The organism is Aestuariivirga litoralis (assembly GCF_015714715.1).
Taxonomy (GTDB): domain Bacteria; phylum Pseudomonadota; class Alphaproteobacteria; order Rhizobiales; family Aestuariivirgaceae; genus Aestuariivirga; species Aestuariivirga litoralis_A.
This window is the reverse complement of record NZ_WAHS01000002.1, coordinates 870,023-887,979: the sequence shown is the minus strand read 5'-3', so window position 1 is coordinate 887,979 and position 17,957 is coordinate 870,023. Positions and strand designations below refer to the sequence as shown.

Sequence of the window (17,957 nt, the reverse complement as noted above, 5' to 3'; positions counted from 1 at the left end):
TAACCACTAGGGCAGGATGCAGATTTCGGAGCGCGTCAGAAAGCGCTTCTCGCGGCCGTTGTCGAGGGAGAACATGCCGCCGCGGCCGGGGATCACGTCAATCAGCAAATCCGTATGCTTCCAGGCATCGAATTGCGTGGCGCTGATATAGAAGGGCATGCCACCGATTTCTCCCAGCTTCACATCGTAGTCGCCGATGATGAACTCGCCCACCGGGTAACACATGGGTGAAGACCCATCGCAACAGCCGCCGGATTGATGGAAGAGGACCGGGCCGTGATCCTTGACGATCTCCGCCAGCAGATCCAGCGCCGCGGGGGTGGCCGTCACCTTGTTCAATATTTCCGCCATGATCTTCTCCCGAAGAAATAATCAGGCCGCGCCGGGGGGTGGCGCGGCCTGTACCGCCCCAGTCTTAGAAGAAACCGAGTTTCTTTGGGCTGTAGCTGACCAGCATGTTCTTGGTCTGCTGGTAGTGATCCAGCATCATCTTGTGGTTTTCACGGCCAATGCCCGACTGCTTGTAGCCACCGAAGGCCGCATGGGCGGGATAGGCATGGTAGCAATTGGTCCACACGCGGCCAGCCTGAATGGCGCGGCCGAAGCGGTAGCAGGTGTTGGCATGGCGGCTCCATACGCCGGCACCCAAACCATAGAGCGTGTCATTGGCGATGGAGAGGGCTTCATCCTCGTCCTTGAAGGTAGTCACTGAAACCACCGGACCGAAGATTTCTTCCTGGAATACACGCATCTTGTTGTTGCCCTGGAAGACAGTGGGCTTCATGTAATAACCTTCCGACAGTTCACCCGGGAGAATGTTGCGTTCACCACCGGCCAGAATCTTGGCACCTTCCTTCTTGCCGATATCGATATAGGACAAGATTTTCTCAAGCTGTTCGCTCGAGGCCTGCGCGCCTAGCATGGTAGCACTATCAAGCGGGCTGCCCTGCTTGATGGCGGCGACGCGTTTCAAGGCGCGGTCCATAAACTTGTCGTAGATCTTTTCATGAATGAGCGCGCGGCTCGGGCAAGTGCAGACTTCGCCCTGGTTCAAGGCAAACATCACGAAGCCTTCGATGGCCTTGTCGAAGAAGTCATCATCTTCCTCGCAGACATCCTTGAAGAAAATGTTCGGTGATTTGCCACCCAGTTCCAGCGTCACAGGGATCAGGTTCTGCGAAGCGTACTGGCTGATCAGGCGGCCCGTGGTGGTTTCGCCCGTGAAGGCGATCTTGGCGATGCGGTTTGATGAGGCCAGCGGCTTGCCGGCTTCAAGGCCAAAGCCGTTGACGATGTTCAACACGCCCTTGGGCAGGAGATCACCGATCAGCTCGATCCACACCATGATGGAAGCAGGTGTCTGTTCGGCCGGCTTGAGGACGATGCAATTACCTGCAGCCAAAGCCGGTGCCAGCTTCCAGCAGGCCATCAGCAGCGGGAAATTCCACGGAATGATCTGTCCCACAACGCCCAGTGGCTCATGGAAGTGATAGGCGACAGTATCATTATCGATTTCAGCGATGGAGCCTTCCTGGCCACGCACAGCGCCCGCAAAGTAGCGGAAATGGTCAATGGCTAACGGCAAATCGGCGGCGGTGGTTTCGCGGATCGGCTTGCCATTGTCCCAGGTTTCGGCGAGCGCCAGCTTGGCGAGGTTTTCTTCCATCCGGTCGGCGATCCGGTTCAGGATCAGCGCGCGGGCGGCAACGCTGGTCTTGCCCCAGGCGTCCTTGGCGGCGTGGGCGGCGTCCAGTGCGGCTTCAATGTCTGCCGCATCGGAACGGGCGACCTGGCAGACGGCCTTACCAGTCACAGGCGAGATATTGTCGAAATACTTTCCCGACGCGGGCTTGCGCCAGGCGCCGTTGATGTAGTTGTCGTAGGATTTGGCAAAAGGATGCGCGGAAAAATCCGAAGCTTTCGGCTGGGTATTCATGATGTCCTCCAATGCGCCCGTCATGGATCGCGGGCGTTGAGGATCAGACTTTCAGAGATCGGCGGCAGCGGATAGCCGTCGGGCGGCCATGTGAAGGGCCAAGTGTCTCAGAATTGAAACAGGTCAAATCAGATTTCGGCGTCGTTCAGCAGGCCGTGCTGCGTCAGCTTGCGGTACAGCGTGGCGCGCGACAGGCCAATTGCCTTAGCGGTTTGCGTCATGTTGCGGCCATTGCGCTCAAGGGCGCGCAGCAGCACGCCGCGTTCCGCGCCATCGAATGTATCGCTCTCTTCCGGATTTTGGCCGAACAGTTCGGGTGCGGGCACATTCAGCTTCCTGGCCGGTGGCAGGCCCAGCACCTTGCGCGCGGCGTAGGTGGCGCCGATGACGATGTCATGCTTGTCGATGGCGAGCAGTGTGGGTGCGCGCTTTGCGGCCTCGGGCAGCATCACGATGCGGTTGCCGGCAAAGGCCAGATTGAAATTCTGCGTTTCGATCCGGTGCGCGGCATCAACCGCGAGTGAACAGATCACACGGGCGAATTCTTCCGAGAGTTCTGGCCGGCAGGACGACACATCGACTACTGCCGCAAGCGAGCCGTATTCGTCATAGATCGGCGCGGTCATGCAGCTGAGCACCGTGTTGCGGCTGAGGAAGTGCTGGTCCTTGTAGATGACAACGGGGCGGCCCTCGACGATTGAGGTGCCGATGGCATTGGTGCCCTGGCTGCGCTCGCTCCACACTGTGCCGGTCCACAGGCCCCAGCGCTCGAATGTATCGTCATCCGCCATTTTGCCGCGGCGCTCCAGCACCACGCCGTCGTTGTTAGCCATCACCACTGAACAACCAGCGTGGCCGACGAGTTCGAAAATCTGGTCAAGCGATGGACGGGCGGCTTCAAGCAACCGGCCAAGTGCATCACGATCACGTTTCAGCTCTGCATCTTCGACGCGCTGGGGCAGAAGATCACGTTCAGGCGAGAGGCTGTGCAGATGTGATGAACGGCTCCACGAGGCAGCAACCGGCGACAAAGCCGCAGCGCCGGCTTGCAGCGCCCGCTGTACGTCGTCGACATGTTTGGCCGCATTTGTCATGCCCATCAAAATGCGCACACGGCCTAAAATAGCAATATGCAGTGCAGCAATTCAAAATTGCCGCGTCTAATTCATGACATAGCCCACGACATCCGGCATGGGCGGCAGGTGTTTCTCGCCCATACCCTCCAGAATCCCCACTTCTATCACTCGCGTGATGGTGTTGAGCGGCAGGCTGTTGGGCGTGGTGCCAAAGGGTGCCGCCAGCTGGTCGCCCAAAGCATCCAGCCCAAAGAATGTGTAAGCCACAATGCCGGCAAGAATCGGCGTCCAAGCGCCGGCGCTTTCCACGAGGCCGAAGGGCAGCAGGAAGCAGAACATGTAGGCCGTGCGTTGCAGCAGGAGCGAATAGGCGAAGGGCAATGGCGTGAGCTTGATGCGCTCGGCGGCGGCCAGCACGCCTGAGATACTGACCAGGCGTTCTTCCATCACTTGTATGATCTGGGGCGAGATGTCTTTGTGCTTAGACAGGTTCGCCAGTTCCACGCCCATAGCGGTCACAACATAATCCGCACGGTTGTGCAGCTTGCCCTGCAGGGAAAGCCCGGCCTTGGCGGCATAGGCCAGACAATCTTCGCTCAGGCCTTCCTTGCGGAGATGCGATTTGAAGGCGGTGGCGAAAACCAGCATCAGATAGGCAAGTCGCTGACCGCGCTTGAGGCCGACAAAGGCCACGACCTCGCGGGTGAGGCAACGCATTTCGACAATATGCTGGCCGAGGATCTTCCGGGCCTCCCACCAGCGCTCATAGCTGGCGGAATTGCGGAAGCCGGAGAAGATCGATAGCGCGATGCCGATCAGTGAGAAGCCCAGCGGCGAGATCGCCTGCAGGCGCAGCCAGCCGGCCAGATCGGTAAAAGTGATCACTCCAGCAATGATCACCACGGCGGCAACCTGCCGCCAGATCACCGGCACAATGGAGCCCTGCATGATGAAGAACAATTCCCAGGGCCTGGGGCTTTCGCGCACAATCATGTGTCACAGCTTTGCATTGCAGGTGGACCAATATCAAAGACGAAAGCGACTAGATTTCGCCAGATCGTTATGTTTAAATAGATATAACGTTTGAGGAATGAGAATTTCACCTGCCGGCATGCCTTTCTGGCCCTTGCCTGGCTCCGCAAAAGACACCAATTCAGCCGCAGCAATCAAAGGAAACGACACCATGAAAAATGCATTGAAATTCTACATTGACGGCAAGTGGGTTGATCCGGTCACCCCCAAGAAACTGGGCGTGGTCAATCCTTCCAACGAGGAAGTATTTGCGGAAATCTCGGTGGGCTCGAGTGCTGACGTCGACAAGGCCGTGGCCGCTGCGCAGAAGGCTTTCCTCTCATTCTCCGAAACCACCCGCGAATACCGCGTGGGCTTGCTGGACAAGATCATTGTGGAATTCAAAAAGCGCGAGGCTGATCTCGCCAAAGCCATTTCCGAGGAAATGGGCGCGCCGATTGATTTCTCGCTGAATGAACAAGTGTGGATTGGCGCCGCGCATCTTCAACGCATCCGCGACGTGCTGGCCAATTACGAATTCACCCACAAGAAGGGCAAGTCGCTCATCGTGCGCGAGCCGATTGGCGTGGTTGGTTTGATCACCCCTTGGAATTGGCCGCTCAACCAGATCACCTGCAAGGTGGGCCCAGCGATTGCTGCTGGCTGCACGATGGTGCTGAAGCCTTCGGAAGTGGCACCTCTCAACGCCATCATCTTTGCCGAAATCCTGGAAGCCGCAGGCGTTCCCGCTGGCGTCTTCAACCTGGTCAATGGCGATGGGCCTAGCGTGGGTGAAGCCATGTCGCGCCACCCCGGCATCGACATGATGTCGTTCACCGGTTCGACCCGTGCGGGCATTCTGGTGGCCAAGGCCGCCGCCGACACTGTGAAGCGCGTGAGCCAGGAACTGGGCGGCAAATCCGCCAACATCCTGTTCCCCGACGTCGACCTGGCCGACGCGGTGACCAAGGGCATTAACAAGTGCTTTGGCAATAGCGGCCAATCCTGCAATGCGCCGACGCGCATGCTGGTGCCGGAAGGCATGATGAAAGATGCCGCTTCCTACGCCAAGAAGGCTGCCGAGAAGTTCAAGGTGGCTGCTGCCGACCAGAAGGGCAACCATATCGGCCCGGTGGTGAGCGAGATTCAGTACAAGAAGATCCAGGACCTCATTCAGTCCGGCATTGACGAAGGTGCCACCTTGGTCACCGGTGGCGTGGGCCGCCCGGACGGCCTGAACCGTGGCTATTTCGTGCAGCCGACGGTGTTCGCTGACGTGAAGCCCGACATGCGCATCGCCAAGGAAGAAATCTTTGGACCGGTGATTTCGCTGATCGGTTACGACACGCTGGATAATGCCGTAACCGAAGCCAACAACACTGTTTATGGCCTTGCTTCCTATCTGCAGACCAAGGACTTGGCCAAGGGCCGCGAGATCGCCAAGAAAATGCGCTCGGGCAATGTCTATATCAACTACCCGGCCTGGGAATCCGATCTGCCTTTCGGCGGTTACAAGCAATCCGGCAACGGACGCGAATATGCCGAATATGGCCTTGAGGAATTCACCGAGATCAAGGGCATCGGCGGCTACGAAGCCGCTTAATCAGAACGAGCGCAATCAGGAGCGACCATGGATTTCAAAGGCAAGGAACTCAAATTTTTCATCGATGGTGCATGGGTTGACCCCGTTACGCCCAAGTCATTGGATGTGATCGACCCAGCCACCGAAGAAACTTGCGCCAAGATTTCCATGGGCTCTGCCGCTGATGTGGACAAGGCCGTGGCCGCAGCCCGCAAGGCGTTCCCGAAGTGGACCGTGTCCACCCGCGAAGAACGCCTGAAGCTGCTGCGCAAGATTCTGGAAGTTTACAATTCCCGCGTCGATGACATTGTCGAAGCTGTTTCGCATGAAATGGGTGCCCCGCTGTCTTGGGCACGTTCGGCGCAGTTCTGGGCGGGCCAAGTTCATCTCGAAGCCACGATCAAGGCGCTGGAGTCTTATGAATTCTCCGAGCAACGCGGCACCACCAAGGTGGTGAAGGAAGGGATCGGCGTGGCCGGTCTCATCACGCCGTGGAACTGGCCGCTCAATCAGATCGTCTGCAAGGTGGCGCCTGCCATCGCTGCCGGCTGCACGATGGTGCTGAAGCCTTCGGAAATTGCGCCGCTGTCTGGTCTGGTATTTGCCGAGATCATGGAAGCGGCTGGCACGCCCAAGGGTGTGTTCAATCTGGTGAATGGCGATGGCCCAACGGTGGGCAATGCCATGTCCACCCATCCAGGCATCGACATGATGTCGTTCACGGGTTCCACCCGCGCTGGCATTCAGGTGGCGAAAGCCTCTGCCGATACGGTGAAGCGCGTGGCGCAGGAACTGGGCGGCAAGTCGCCCAATCTCATTCTGCGCAGTGCTGATTTCGAAGCTGCCGTGACCGGTGGCGTGAATGCCTGCTTTGCCAATTCCGGGCAGAGCTGCGATGCGCCGACGCGCATGTATGTGCCGAAGGAACGCCATGACGAAGCGCTGGCCATCGCAAAGAAGGCGGCGGAAGCGCATGTGACCGGCGATCCGCGCGATGACAAGACGCAGCTGGGCCCAGTGGTCAGCGACATTCAGTACAACAAAATCCAGAAGCTGATCGAAGCGGGCATCAAGGAAGGCGCCACGCTGGTCACTGGCGGCACGGGGCGGCCCGAAGGGCTGAACCGCGGGTATTACATCCGCCCGACGATATTTGGTCATGTCGGCCAGAACATGAGCGTCTCACGCGAGGAAATCTTTGGACCCGTGCTCTCCATCCAGTCTTACGACACGGATGAAGACATGGTGGAGATGGCCAATGACACGCTCTATGGTCTGGCTGCCTATATCTCGGCCAAGGACATGGATCATGCCCGCAAGATCGCGGCCCAGCTGCGCGCCGGCACGGTGAACATCAACTATCCCGACTGGGACACCAGCGCCTCCTTCGGCGGCTACAAACAATCCGGCAATGGCCGTGAATATGCTGATTTCGGCATTCATGACTTCCTGGAGATCAAGAGCATTGTTGGCCACGGCGCGGCATAGGAGGGAGCAATGAAAATCAGCGCACGCAACCGCCTCAAGGGCAAGATCACCGCCATCACCAAAGGCGCCACCACATCGCATGTCCGCATTGACGTGGGTGGCAGCACGGTGACAGCGTCAATCACCAATGAAGCGGTGGATGAACTCGCCCTCAAGGTGGGCCAGGACGCCTATGCCATTGTGAAGGCGTCGGATGTGATGGTCGGGATTGACTGAGTTCCGCAAAGCAGACTAGCAGGAGCTTTTTGAGGGCTCCGCCGTGGAATTTAAATGTGAAGGGCTGCTGTTCGACATGGATGGCACGCTGATTGATTCTTCGGCCGCCATGGCGCGCATCTGGGGCGGCTGGCTCACCCGGCACGGACTGGATGCGGCCAGCATCATTCCCAAAATCCATGGCATGCGCGCCGCCGATACGATCCGGCAGTTTAATCTGAAGGGCGTTGACCCCGAGGCGCAATCGAAAGTGATTGAGATCGAGGAGACCGAGGATACCGCAGGTGTGTTCGCCCTGCCCGGTGCTGCGGACTTTCTCGCGGCCATCCCCAAGGGCAAATGGGCTTTGGTGACATCAGCGCCGATCAAACTGGCCCATGCGCGCCTAAAGGCTGCGGGCCTGCCGATCCCTGAAATTGCCGTCTATGGCGAGGATGTGAAAATAGGCAAACCCAACCCGCGGCCCTTCACGCTGGGTGCCGAGCTGTTGGGGATCAGCAATCCGGCTTGCGTGGCCTTTGAGGATTCAGGTGCAGGAGTTGCTTCGGCAGCGGCAGCGGGTTCACAAGTGGTGGTGATCACGGCCACGCATCATGCGCAAATGCAGACGCCACATTGGGCGATGCGGGATTATGCGGGGGCCAAGATTGCGGCCAATGGCGCTGGGCTGAAGCTGAGCTTCGTTTAACTCATATCTATTTCGTCACCCCGGCGAAGGCAGGGGCCCAGCTTAGGCTCGCTCGCACGTGAAGGAAGCGGGGTCCCGGCCTTCGCCGGGATGACGATAATAATATAGATTTAGGCCGCGTAGAATTTCGGCTTGGGCACGGCGCTGATCGCTACTGTCTGCTTCGAACTCAATGCTTGAATTCCCGCTTCTGCGGTTAGCGTGGCCCAGTAGCCGTCCCACGCATTGGCTCCTGCGGGTTTACCGCTGCTTATAGATTGCACCCAGGCGATGTTCTGGCGGCGGTAGGCTTCTTCGAAGCGCGGGCGCCAATCGGCGGCGTAAGATGTGAGATTCTGCAAAGCGGCATTGGTTTCTGCGTTGATGGGAGAACGCAGAGACGCGGTGCCCTTTTCGCCCACCACTTCGCCGCGCACGTCATAGCCGTAAGCTGCGTTGTTATTGACCTCGATATTGACCAGCTGGCCCGCTGCCGTTTCCAGCACCATGAAGAGAGCCGCACCCGGTACGGCTTTCACCCCACCGGGGCGATACACGGTGACGGAGGTGAAATCCGCGTCCAGCATCCAGCGGGCAATATCAAATTCATGCGGGGCGGAACTGCTGATTGCCATATGGCCTTCAAAATTCGACGGCGCAGAAACATTGCGGTGAATGCAATGGAACATCATGGCGCGGCCTAAAGTGCCGGCATTCAAGATGCTCTTCACTTCCACATAAGACGGATCAAAGCGGCGCATAAAGCCGACTTGCACCAGGCGCTTTCCAGCCTTCTCCTCCGCCGCCAAAATGGCGAGGCATTCTTTCTTCTCCGGCGAAAGCGGCTTCTCACACAGAACCGGCTTTCCCGCCGCGATGGCAGCCAGTGTGAGTTCGGCATGGAAACGATCCGGCGCTGCGATAAGCACGGCATCGATGGCCTTGTCGGCAATGACCGACAGCGGATCGGTAGAAACATGATTCGCGCCATGGAGATCAGCCACCGCGCGGGCGCGTGTTTCATCAGCATCACAGATCACTTCCAGCTTTACGCCGGGCACTTCGCTGGCCAGCAGGCGCGCATGGTCTGCCCCCATGATGCCTGCACCAATGACTGCCACTCTCAACGCCATTTCCAATCCTCAACTTCAATCTGCTTGAGACCTCAAGGTAGCATGCTGGAAACGCCTGGTTAACCTTTTCTGTTTACGTCTTGGCAATAATCAGCGGCCTTCCATGACACTTGCCACCGAGCCACGTTTTGCGCCTGCCTCCCCTTCCCGGGTGACCCTGGAGGGTGTTGGGCATTTGCTGGTGGCGCTGATCTTTTTCTCGTCCTTCTTCGTGAAGATCGAGCCTGCCCTTTGTGACCTGCTGTTCTTCGCGGCGATCCCCTTCTTTCTCTATGACGGCCTGAAGATCACCCCGGCTATCGGCCTGCTATTCTTCGGGCTGGTGGTTTACAATCTGGCCGGCTTCCTCAGCTATATGCATATCGAAGACACCGACTTGCCTGCCGGGCAATGGGTGTTCACGTCATTCTACATGAGCCTCTCGGCAGTTTTTTTTGCCGCCTATATTGCGTATGATCCGGAGCGGCGCTTCCGCTTCATCATGCGCTATTGGACGTGGGGCGCCGTGATCGGCTCAGGCCTGGGCCTGATGGGCTATTTCCACCTCACGGGATTGTCGAAATATCTGCTGCTGTATGAACGAGTAGTCAGCACTTTCAAGGATCCGAATGTGTTTTCGACCTATCTGGTGTTGCCATCGGTAGCCCTGTTTCTGGCGCTGGTCTCGGGCCGGGCCCGGGTCACGCTGATCAATCTGTTCTCCCTGGGGATCATGCTGGCCGCATTGTTCTTGGCCTTTTCGCGCGGCGCTTGGACGGATTTTATCATGGCGGCGGGGCTCGGCATTATTCTTACCTTCCTGATGTCGCCCAGCCGCGGACAGCGCGACGGCATCGTGCTGAAAGTGGTGGTGGCAGTGGTGGGCATGGCCTTGATGCTCACTTTGCTGCTGAGCATCGAGCCCATCCGCAACCTGTTCCTCGACCGCTTCACCTTGCTGAAGGATTATGACGCGGCGGAAATGGGCCGCTTCGGCAACCAGCGCAATGCCATTCCCATCCTGCTGCAATTACCCTTCGGCTTTGGGCCGTTGCAATTCACCAACTTCTTCCGCGAGCAGCCGCACAATACCTATCTCAATGCCTTCGTTGCCTTCGGCTGGCTGGGGGGCATGATATTCCCGTGCCTGGTGGTGTTGTATATCGGAGCGGGCATCAAGGCCTCACTGTCGAAAACTTCTTTCCAAGCGTCTGCCATTGCATCGGGGGCCTGCATGACGGCTGTTCTGGTGCAAGGGTTCCAGATCGATACTGAACACTGGCGGCATCTCTACTGGCTGATCGGCATCACCTGGGGTTTCTTTGCGGCTTCGCTGGAACCGGAATTCCGCCACGAGCCCGAGCAAGATTATCTCGATGGCTGGCGCGGACGGATTTAACCGAAAATAAACCCTATCCGTCAGGCTTAGCGAAGCGCTTACCAAAAGCGTTTATCTGAAATCCTTGGACATTTGCTCCGGGGGTTCTGATGACGCCATCACATCAACGCATTGAAAGTCTGGACGGGTTGCGCGGGCTCGCCATCCTGTTTGTGATCGGCTTTCACGCCTTTGCCCGCTGGCCGGACCTGGTGCCTTACCACGATGCCTATGCGGGCCTGCCGGTGTTTGCCTATGGCTGGCTGGGGGTCAATCTGTTCTTCCTGATTTCCGGCTATGTCATCCTGATGACCCTGCGCAAATGCGATGGGCTGGGCACTTTTATCAAGCGGCGCTGGCTGCGCCTATTCCCGGCCATGCTGATCTGCTCGCTGATCATTTTCGCTACTGCCTCGCTGCTGCCGGACCGGCCGATGGGCGCGCCGCAAGCCTTGAGCCTGTTGCCGGGCCTGACCTTCATTGCGCCGGCACTCTGGCAGGCGGTGCTGCACATGCCAGTGCCACCGCTGGAAGGCGCGTTCTGGAGCCTGTATCTCGAAGTGATTTTCTATTTCACCTTTGGCACGGCCTATTTTGTGCTCGGGGAACGCGTGGCCTTGCTGGGCCTCGCCGCCGTATCCGTGATTGCTGCCGCATTCACCTGGGCGCCGCCAGTCCTGCCGTTCCATCTGGGTTCGGTTGGAGCGCTACTTCTCCGGCTCCATCTCGATAATTTCGCCTGGTTTGTCGCCGGCTGCATCGCCTTCCGATTTGATCAGGACCGCAGCCGCAACAATCTGCTAATGTTGATTGCTTCCTCGCTGCTGTGTTTCACCACGTTCGGCCAGCAAGTATTCGACTGGCGGCTTTACAATTTTGCTCTGGTGCTGATCGTGTTGTTCTTCGCCTCGCGCGAAGTGGATCTCGTTGCGCGGTTCTGTCAGTCGCGCGTGCTCGTGTTCATTGGCTTCATCAGCTATCCGCTTTATCTACTGCATGAGAACATGATGATCGGTGGGCTGGTTCAACTGGCCCACCGCCTGCCGCAGGTTCCGCCTGAGCTGCTGCTGCCAGTGGCGCTTGCGTCTGTGGTTTTCCTTGCATGGATCGTAACGCGCTGGGGCGAGCCTGAACTGCGCAAGAGCCTGAAAGCGCGACTGGAGCGGAAAGCTACGCTGACGACGGCGAATAGTTCTCCGGCCTGATGCCGTGAATAGTGGCGTTGCGACCGGTCAAAGGATTGTCCGGATTCCACTCCAACGTGGTTTCCAGAAAACGCGCTGACAAAGCGTCATAGAGCAGGATGCGGCCGGCCAGACTGGTGCCGATCTGCAGCACTTCCTTGATCGCTTCCATTGCCTGCATGGCGCCCAGAATGCCGGGCAAGGCACCCAAGATTCCTTCCACCTCGCAAGCCGGGAAGAGACCTGGCGGCGGCAGATCGCCCATGAAGCAGCGATAGGTGGGAAAAGGCGTGCCGCTCTCATCCTTGAGGTAAGGCTTGAAGGTGGAAATCTGGCCATCGAACTGGCCCACGGCGGCGGAGACGACGGGCTTGCCCGCGAAGTAACACGCATCTGACACCAGAAAGCGCGTGGCGAAATTATCCGAGGCATCGGCCACCACGTCATAGGCCGAGACCAGCGCCATTGCATTGTCTGGCGTGATGCGCGTTTGGTGCTTTTCGACTTTCACATGCGGATTGAGCGCGGCGATGAAATGTGCGGCACTATCGACCTTCGGCTTGCCGATGAAGTCCGTGCTGTGAATGGTCTGGCGCTGCAAATTGGAGAGCGAGACCACGTCATCATCGACAATGCCGATGGTGCCCACGCCCGCTGCGGCGAGATATTGCAGCACGGGTGCGCCCAAGCCGCCTGCGCCGATGACCAGAACCTTTGATGCCTTCAGCTTGTTCTGGCCGGGACCACCCACATCAGCCAGCACGATGTGGCGGGCATAGCGTTCGATCTCGTCATCCGAGAGCGCCATCAGCTTGCGCCGGAAGATCCGAAGCCGCCAGTGCCGCGCGTGGTTTCATCAAGCGCTGCCACTTGCGTGAGCGTCACCTGCACCACGGGTGCGATAACCAATTGCGCGATGCGATCACCACGCGCGATCACGAAATTCTGGTGACTGTGATTGATCAGCGGCACCTTGATCTCGCCGCGGTAGTCACTGTCTATGGTGCCCGGCGCATTCAGCACCGTGACGCCATGCTTCACCGCGAGGCCGGAGCGCGGGCGCACCTGGCCTTCGAAGCCAGCAGGCAAAGCAATAGCGACGCCAGTGGGAATTAAGAGATGCGCGCCCGGCTGCAGCACTGCACCTTCGGCAGCGCGCAGATCGAGACCGGCGGAACCCGGCGTGGCATAGGCAGGCAGTTCGAGCCCCTTGGCATAGGGCAGCAACATGATTTTCACGTCGGTCATTTCAGCCTCCCAGCGCAGAGTTCCAGAATGCGGCGCGCTACGTCAACTTTCGAGGCTTGCGGCCAGTTTTCCACGCCGTCTTTGGAGATGACATGAACCGCATTCTTGTCGGCGCCAAACACGCCTTCCGACACATTGTTGGCGATGATGAGATCGCAGCCCTTGCGCTTCAGCTTTTCCTGCGCATTGGCGATGACGTTTACGGTTTCGGCAGCAAAGCCCACAACGAGTTTGGCGCGGCCGGATTTCAGATTGCTCAAGGTTTTGAGAATGTCAGGATTGGCGGCGAAGGACAAAGCAGGCGCTTCGGCCTTGTCATTTTTCTTTAGCTTCTGGGTGGCGGGGTTGGCGACTTTCCAATCGGCCACGGCTGCGGCGCAGATCACGAGATCGGGCGCGTGCACCGCTTCGCAAGCGGCCAGCATCTGGTCGGCGGTTTCGACATCGACCTTGGTCACACCGGGCGGGGTGGGCAGCGAAACGGGGCCGGACACGAGTGTAACTTTCGCACCCATGCGTTCGGCCTGTTCGGCCAACGCGTAGCCCTGCTTGCCTGAGGAATGATTGGAGATGAAGCGCACCGGATCAATCGGTTCGCGCGTGGGGCCAGCGGTGATCAGCACATGCTTGCCCGAGAGCGGGCGGGCATCAGAATAGAGCAGCTTCTCGATGGCAGCGGCGATTTCTGCAGGCTCCGCCATGCGCCCCAGACCGAATTCACCGCAGGCCATTTCACCCGGATTTGGGCCGACGAAGTGAATGCCGTCTTTGGTGAGCGTCTCGATATTGCGCTGGGTGGCGGCGTGGTGCCACATGCGCACATTCATTGCGGGAGCGAGCAGCACCGGCTTGTCGGTGGCCAACAAAGCTGTCGAAGCGAGATCATTGGCTAGCCCCTGCGCCATCTTGGCCATCAAGTCTGCCGTGGCGGGTGCAACCACCACCAGATCGGTGGAGCGCGACAATTCGATATGTCCCATCTCAGTCTCATCGGTGAGGCTGAACAGATCGGTGAATACTTTTTCGCCGGAGAGCGAAGCGACCGAAAGCGGGGTGACGAAATGCTCCGAAGCCTTGGTCATGATGACGCGGGTACCAATGCCGACTTTCTTCAGTGTACGGATCAATTCGAGGCTTTTGTATGCCGCGATGCCGCCGCCGATGATGAGGAGGACTGACTTACTCATGTCCTCACCTCAGCACCAATTTGAGGGCGATGGCAACCAGCGCCAGGGCACACACGCCCAGCAGCCGTGTGGGCCAGGGATTGGCGGGGCGATTCTGCGCCTCCACGAACGTATTCAGCTTGGCATGGAATTCATGCGCTTCCTGCATCAGCTTGGGCACGCGCAGTGCGAGTCCAGTCAGGCTGCGCGTGGTACCGATGGCCTGTTCCACTTTGCCCAGCGGCCCCAGCTTGCGCTCGATCCAGTGCTTCACCACCGGCTCACCGGATTTCCAGATGTTGAGATCAGGGTTCAGTGTGCGTGCCACGCCTTCGGTGACCACCATGGTTTTCTGCAGCAGCAGAAGCTGCGGCTGGGTTTGCATGTTGAACTGCTCGGTCACTTCGAACAGCTGCGTCAAAAGCCGCGACATGGAAATCTGATCGGCGGGCAGGCCCATGATCGGCTCGCCAATGGCGCGCAGGGCTTGCGCAAAGGTTTCCACATCCTCGGTTGACGGCACATAGCCCGCATCAAAATGCACCTGCGCGATACGGCGGTAATTGCGAGTGATGAAACCATAGAGAATTTCAGCGAGGAATAGCCGGTCACCTTCCGACAGGCGCCCCGTGATGCCGAAATCCAGTGCTACCAGATTGCCCTTCGCATCCACAAACAAATTGCCCTGATGCATATCGGCATGGAAGAAACCATCGCGGATGGCATGGCGCAGGAAGCTTTGGATCACTGTGTCGGCCAGCGCATGAAGATCAAGCCCGCGTTGGCGCAGGGCTTCGACATCAGCCATCGGCGTGCCATCGATCCATTCGGTGACTAGCACGCGCTTGGCGCTAAGGTCCCACATCACGGCGGGCACGCGGAAACCTGGGTCTTCCTTGGAATTCTGCGCCATCTCGGAAAGAGCGGCGGCTTCCATGCGCAGATCAAGCTCATGCACCATGGATTCTTCCAGCATGGCCACGGCAGCGACCGGGCGCAGGCGGCGGCCTTCGCGGCTCAGGCGTTCGGCATTGCGGGCGGCGAAGGCGAAGCTTTCAATATCATTGGCGAAGCGGCGCTCCACACCGGGGCGCAGAATTTTCACAGCGACTTCACGGCCATCAAGTGTTGTGGCTTTGTGGACTTGCGCGATGGACGCCGCAGCCACTGGCGGGCCGAAGAATTTGAACAGCGCCTTTACCGGCTTGCCCAATTCTTCTTCTACCACGGCCTCAGCTACATCTTGCGGGAAAGGCGGCAGCTTGTCCTGCAAGGCTTTCAATTCGAACGCCCGCTTGGCACCGATCACATCAGGCCGCGTGGCGAGGAACTGGCCAAGCTTGATATAGCTGGGGCCGAGTTTTGAAAGGGCTTGTGTGAGGTGATTGTGCTGGCCGCCTTGCGGATTTTTCTGTGCGCCGATCTGCGCGAGTTTCAGCCCCAAGCGTGCCAGCCACGGTGCGCGCGCCAGCTGATCGGGCGGCAACAGCGCATCATAGCGCGCCAGCACGAAACCGGCATGCGCGAGACGGAAGGCGTTGGTAACCGGGTTTGGCATCAAATCTTCCAGCCAGAATGGATGGCGACCACGCCGCCATTCAGCAGGCGGTGTGACACGCGTTCGAAGCCTGCAGTGCGGATCATGTCTTCAAAGGCGTCTGCCTTGGGGAACATGCGGATGGATTCCACGAGATAGCGATAGGGCTGGCCATCACCCGTCACTACCTTGCCGACAGCGGGAACGACGGTGAAGGAATAGGCATCATAAATCTTCTGCGCGAGGTCAAAACTCATATGCGAGAATTCGAGGCAGAGGAAACGCCCGCCCGGCTTCAGCACGCGGTGGGCTTCCTTCAGCGCCTTGTCAATATGGGTGACATTGCGGATGCCGAACGCGATCGTATAGGCATCGAATGTATTATCTTCGAAGGCCAGTTCCTCGGCATTACCTACTGTGAAGGTGCAGCGGTCCAGCCGACCTTCCTTCTCGCCGCGCTTCTTGCCCTCGCCCACCATGTGAGGCGAAATATCCGCGATGGTCACACGGGTCTGCGGGCCGCCAGCATCGAGAATACGAAATGCAATGTCTCCCGTGCCGCCTGCCACGTCGAGCGTGTTGAACGGCGCATTCTTTGGTGGGTTGAGCATGGTGATCATGTCGTCCTTCCACAGCCGGTGCAGGCCGGAGGACATCAGATCATTCATCTTGTCATAATCAGCCGCCGCCTTGGAGAAGACATCATTCACCAAGCCCTGGCGGTCGTCTTCCGCCACTGTCTTGAAGCCGAAGGAAACGTTATGTGGCGCATCGCTCATGGGCCTAAGATAGTGCATCACACGCCCGGTTGCCATGCCGGGAAAGCCGCACGTCATTACAGGGTTAACCATGCCGGAGTTGCCAGAAGTCGAAACGGTGAAGCGCGGGCTGGAGCCCGTTCTGACCGGCCGCAAAATCCTCAAAGTGGAGACGCGGCGCGCCAATCTCCGCTGGGCGTTTCCGGATGGGTTCGCGGCGGCGCTGGAAGGGGCCAAGGTGGTGAGTCTTTCGCGCCGGGCCAAGTACATCTTGGTGGCGCTGGATCATGGCACCAGTCTGCTCATCCATCTCGGCATGACCGGGCGCTTCACCGTGCTGGCGCCGGAGGGGGCCAATAATCTGGGTCAATTCTATTTCGAGACGGGTGCGGGCGAAAAGGCAGATGGGCCGCATGACCATGTGGTGCTGCATCTCGAAGATGGATTGCGGCTGGTTTATTCCGACCCGCGCCGGTTTGGGATGATGGATTTGGTGCCTGCGGATGGAAAGCACAAGCTGCTGGATGAGCTGGGCGTTGAGCCGCTGGGCAATGGGCTTTCAGCCGATTATCTGACTACGCGCTTCAAGGGCAAGGCCGCGCCGATGAAAGCGGCCTTGCTGGATCAGGGCATCATTGCCGGGCTGGGCAATATCTATGTTTGCGAGGCGTTGTGGCGGGCGCAGATTTCACCGACGCGCAAGGCGGGAACTGTGAAGCGTGACAAGCTGGAAGAGTTGGTGCGGCATATCCGCGATATTCTGAATGAAGCCATTCTGGCGGGCGGATCAACGCTGCAGGATTTCCAGGGAACAAATGGCGAGAAGGGCGAGTATCAGCAGCGCTTCAAGGTTTATGACCGGGAGGGCGAGGATTGCTTGCGCGGGGATGGGGTGATCAAACGGATCGTGCAGTCGGGGCGCTCGACGTTTTACTGCCCGAAATGCCAGAAATAAAAACGGCGGGCCAAGCCCGCCGCGCATTCCATATTTGACCCAGTTTAAACCGGGCGGACTTCGCTGACTTCAGGGACGAAGTGGCGCAGCAGGTTTTCGATGCCGTGCTTCAAAGTGGCCGTCGATGACGGGCAGCCGGAGCAGGAACCCTTCATGTTCAGGTAGACGATGCCTTCCTTGAAACCCTTGAAGGTGATGTCGCCACCATCCTGAGCCACGGCGGGGCGCACGCGGCTGTCGAGCAACTCCTTGATCGTCTTGACCAAATCAGAATGCTCGTCAGCAAAAAATTCTTCGCCGCCGGCCTGTTCGACCAGGGCTGCTTCGCCGGCCAGCATGGGGGCATCCGACAAATAATGGTCCATGATAGTGCCGAGGATGGCCGGCTTCAGGTGCTGCCAGTCGCCTGCGCCCTTGGTCACCGTGACAAAGTCATGGCCCAGGAACACACCAGATACACCATTGATGCCAAACAGCTTTTCAGCCAGCGGGCTTTCCAGGGCATCGGCGGCCTTGCGATATTCGCGCGTCGAGCCCGGAAGAACGGGCTTGCCGGGAATGAATTTCAGGGTCGCCGGGTTCGGCGTGGCTTCGGTTTGAATGAACATGGACCCGATATAGAGCGTTTTGCTCGGGAATTAAA

The 17,957-nt window shown here is 58.7% G+C and carries 18 protein-coding genes; 7 read left to right on the top strand and 11 right to left on the bottom strand.

Annotation, left to right across the window (positions count from 1 at the left end):
• Positions 1-6 precede the first annotated feature (6 nt).
• The 4 genes from F8B91_RS16140 to F8B91_RS16125 all read right to left on the bottom strand — a co-directional run bounded on the left by F8B91_RS16140 (position 7) and on the right by F8B91_RS16125 (position 4,005).
• Complete coding sequence (locus F8B91_RS16140) at positions 7-351, bottom strand: DUF779 domain-containing protein (protein ID WP_196504865.1); 345 nt, start codon at positions 349-351, stop codon at positions 7-9.
• A 64-nt stretch (positions 352-415) separates the two neighbouring features.
• Positions 416-1,936: an aldehyde dehydrogenase gene (adh, locus tag F8B91_RS16135; RefSeq protein ID WP_196504864.1), complete on the bottom strand. Its 1,521-nt coding sequence runs from the start codon at positions 1,934-1,936 to the stop codon at positions 416-418.
• 128 nt (positions 1,937-2,064) lie between these two features.
• Positions 2,065-3,030, bottom strand: a complete 966-nt coding sequence (locus F8B91_RS16130) for a GAF domain-containing protein (protein ID WP_246715296.1) — start codon at positions 3,028-3,030, stop codon at positions 2,065-2,067.
• A 66-nt stretch (positions 3,031-3,096) separates the two neighbouring features.
• Positions 3,097-4,005, bottom strand: a complete 909-nt coding sequence (locus F8B91_RS16125; protein ID WP_196504862.1) for a bestrophin family protein — start codon at positions 4,003-4,005, stop codon at positions 3,097-3,099.
• A 190-nt stretch (positions 4,006-4,195) separates the two neighbouring features.
• On the opposite strand from F8B91_RS16125, the gene F8B91_RS16120 reads away from it, so the two are divergent.
• The 4 genes from F8B91_RS16120 to F8B91_RS16105 are packed head-to-tail and all read left to right on the top strand — an operon-like array spanning position 4,196 to position 7,997.
• Entirely contained in the window at positions 4,196-5,626 is a 1,431-nt protein-coding gene (locus F8B91_RS16120) for an aldehyde dehydrogenase family protein (protein ID WP_196504861.1), read from the top strand.
• A gap of 27 nt (positions 5,627-5,653) precedes the next feature.
• Complete coding sequence (locus tag F8B91_RS16115; RefSeq protein WP_196504860.1) at positions 5,654-7,093, top strand: aldehyde dehydrogenase family protein; 1,440 nt, start codon at positions 5,654-5,656, stop codon at positions 7,091-7,093.
• 9 nt (positions 7,094-7,102) lie between these two features.
• Entirely contained in the window at positions 7,103-7,309 is a 207-nt protein-coding gene (locus F8B91_RS16110; RefSeq protein WP_196504859.1) for a TOBE domain-containing protein, read from the top strand.
• Between the two features lie 43 nt (positions 7,310-7,352).
• A complete protein-coding gene (locus tag F8B91_RS16105; protein WP_196504858.1) occupies positions 7,353-7,997 on the top strand; it encodes an HAD-IA family hydrolase in 645 nt (214 codons plus the stop codon).
• Between the two features lie 110 nt (positions 7,998-8,107).
• Here F8B91_RS16105 and F8B91_RS16100 read toward each other — a convergent pair whose 3' ends face one another.
• Entirely contained in the window at positions 8,108-9,097 is a 990-nt protein-coding gene (locus F8B91_RS16100) for a Gfo/Idh/MocA family protein (RefSeq protein WP_348641810.1), read from the bottom strand.
• A 115-nt stretch (positions 9,098-9,212) separates the two neighbouring features.
• Between F8B91_RS16100 and F8B91_RS16095 the strand changes: the two genes are divergently transcribed.
• Together F8B91_RS16095 and F8B91_RS16090 are read left to right on the top strand one after the other, a co-directional pair.
• Entirely contained in the window at positions 9,213-10,487 is a 1,275-nt protein-coding gene (locus F8B91_RS16095) for an O-antigen ligase family protein (RefSeq protein WP_196504856.1), read from the top strand.
• Positions 10,488-10,576: 89 nt separating this feature from the next.
• A complete protein-coding gene (locus F8B91_RS16090) occupies positions 10,577-11,671 on the top strand; it encodes an acyltransferase family protein (RefSeq protein ID WP_196504855.1) in 1,095 nt (364 codons plus the stop codon).
• Here the strand turns inward: F8B91_RS16090 and F8B91_RS16085 are convergent.
• From F8B91_RS16085 to ubiE, 5 genes are read right to left on the bottom strand one after another with little or no spacing between them, the layout of a single operon-like run.
• Positions 11,637-12,458: a HesA/MoeB/ThiF family protein gene (locus F8B91_RS16085; RefSeq protein WP_196504854.1), complete on the bottom strand. Its 822-nt coding sequence runs from the start codon at positions 12,456-12,458 to the stop codon at positions 11,637-11,639. The two genes, F8B91_RS16090 and F8B91_RS16085, sit on opposite strands and share 35 nt — an antisense overlap.
• Positions 12,458-12,898, bottom strand: a complete 441-nt coding sequence (gene dut, locus F8B91_RS16080) for a dUTP diphosphatase (RefSeq protein ID WP_196504853.1) — start codon at positions 12,896-12,898, stop codon at positions 12,458-12,460. The genes F8B91_RS16085 and dut overlap by 1 nt, the downstream gene beginning before the upstream one ends.
• The gene (gene coaBC / locus F8B91_RS16075) at positions 12,895-14,085 is read right to left on the bottom strand and encodes a bifunctional phosphopantothenoylcysteine decarboxylase/phosphopantothenate--cysteine ligase CoaBC (RefSeq protein WP_196504852.1); all 1,191 of its coding nucleotides are present in this window, start codon (positions 14,083-14,085) and stop codon (positions 12,895-12,897) included. The genes dut and coaBC overlap by 4 nt, the downstream gene beginning before the upstream one ends.
• A 4-nt stretch (positions 14,086-14,089) precedes the next feature.
• Complete coding sequence (ubiB, locus tag F8B91_RS16070) at positions 14,090-15,622, bottom strand: 2-polyprenylphenol 6-hydroxylase (RefSeq protein WP_196504851.1); 1,533 nt, start codon at positions 15,620-15,622, stop codon at positions 14,090-14,092.
• The gene (gene ubiE / locus F8B91_RS16065; RefSeq protein ID WP_196504850.1) at positions 15,622-16,380 is read right to left on the bottom strand and encodes a bifunctional demethylmenaquinone methyltransferase/2-methoxy-6-polyprenyl-1,4-benzoquinol methylase UbiE; all 759 of its coding nucleotides are present in this window, start codon (positions 16,378-16,380) and stop codon (positions 15,622-15,624) included. Before ubiE ends, ubiB begins: the two co-directional genes overlap by 1 nt.
• 70 nt (positions 16,381-16,450) lie before the next feature.
• Between ubiE and mutM the strand changes: the two genes are divergently transcribed.
• Complete coding sequence (gene mutM, locus F8B91_RS16060) at positions 16,451-17,314, top strand: bifunctional DNA-formamidopyrimidine glycosylase/DNA-(apurinic or apyrimidinic site) lyase (protein ID WP_196504849.1); 864 nt, start codon at positions 16,451-16,453, stop codon at positions 17,312-17,314.
• Between the two features lie 44 nt (positions 17,315-17,358).
• Here mutM and F8B91_RS16055 read toward each other — a convergent pair whose 3' ends face one another.
• On the bottom strand, positions 17,359-17,922 hold the full coding sequence (locus F8B91_RS16055) for a NifU family protein (RefSeq protein WP_196504848.1): 564 nt from the start codon (positions 17,920-17,922) through the stop codon (positions 17,359-17,361).
• Between the last annotated feature and the right edge of the window lie 35 nt (positions 17,923-17,957).

Excerpts from the sequence above, each read along its gene's own strand:
- F8B91_RS16140 (WP_196504865.1), bottom strand. The coding sequence starts at position 351 with ATGGCGGAAATATTGAACAAGGTGACGGCCACCCCCGCGGCGCTGGAT.
- F8B91_RS16085 (WP_196504854.1), bottom strand. The coding sequence starts at position 12,458 with ATGGCGCTCTCGGATGACGAGATCGAACGCTATGCCCGCCACATCGTG.
- ubiE (WP_196504850.1), bottom strand. The coding sequence starts at position 16,380 with ATGAGCGATGCGCCACATAACGTTTCCTTCGGCTTCAAGACAGTGGCG.
- dut (WP_196504853.1), bottom strand. The coding sequence starts at position 12,898 with ATGACCGACGTGAAAATCATGTTGCTGCCCTATGCCAAGGGGCTCGAA.
- ubiB (WP_196504851.1), bottom strand. The coding sequence starts at position 15,622 with ATGCCAAACCCGGTTACCAACGCCTTCCGTCTCGCGCATGCCGGTTTC.
- F8B91_RS16125 (WP_196504862.1), bottom strand. The coding sequence starts at position 4,005 with ATGATTGTGCGCGAAAGCCCCAGGCCCTGGGAATTGTTCTTCATCATG.
- F8B91_RS16095 (WP_196504856.1), top strand. The coding sequence starts at position 9,213 with ATGACACTTGCCACCGAGCCACGTTTTGCGCCTGCCTCCCCTTCCCGG.
- F8B91_RS16055 (WP_196504848.1), bottom strand. The coding sequence starts at position 17,922 with ATGTTCATTCAAACCGAAGCCACGCCGAACCCGGCGACCCTGAAATTC.
- adh (WP_196504864.1), bottom strand. The coding sequence starts at position 1,936 with ATGAATACCCAGCCGAAAGCTTCGGATTTTTCCGCGCATCCTTTTGCC.
- F8B91_RS16120 (WP_196504861.1), top strand. The coding sequence starts at position 4,196 with ATGAAAAATGCATTGAAATTCTACATTGACGGCAAGTGGGTTGATCCG.
- F8B91_RS16130 (WP_246715296.1), bottom strand. The coding sequence starts at position 3,030 with ATGACAAATGCGGCCAAACATGTCGACGACGTACAGCGGGCGCTGCAA.
- F8B91_RS16115 (WP_196504860.1), top strand. The coding sequence starts at position 5,654 with ATGGATTTCAAAGGCAAGGAACTCAAATTTTTCATCGATGGTGCATGG.
- mutM (WP_196504849.1), top strand. The coding sequence starts at position 16,451 with ATGCCGGAGTTGCCAGAAGTCGAAACGGTGAAGCGCGGGCTGGAGCCC.
- F8B91_RS16090 (WP_196504855.1), top strand. The coding sequence starts at position 10,577 with ATGACGCCATCACATCAACGCATTGAAAGTCTGGACGGGTTGCGCGGG.
- coaBC (WP_196504852.1), bottom strand. The coding sequence starts at position 14,085 with ATGAGTAAGTCAGTCCTCCTCATCATCGGCGGCGGCATCGCGGCATAC.
- F8B91_RS16110 (WP_196504859.1), top strand. The coding sequence starts at position 7,103 with ATGAAAATCAGCGCACGCAACCGCCTCAAGGGCAAGATCACCGCCATC.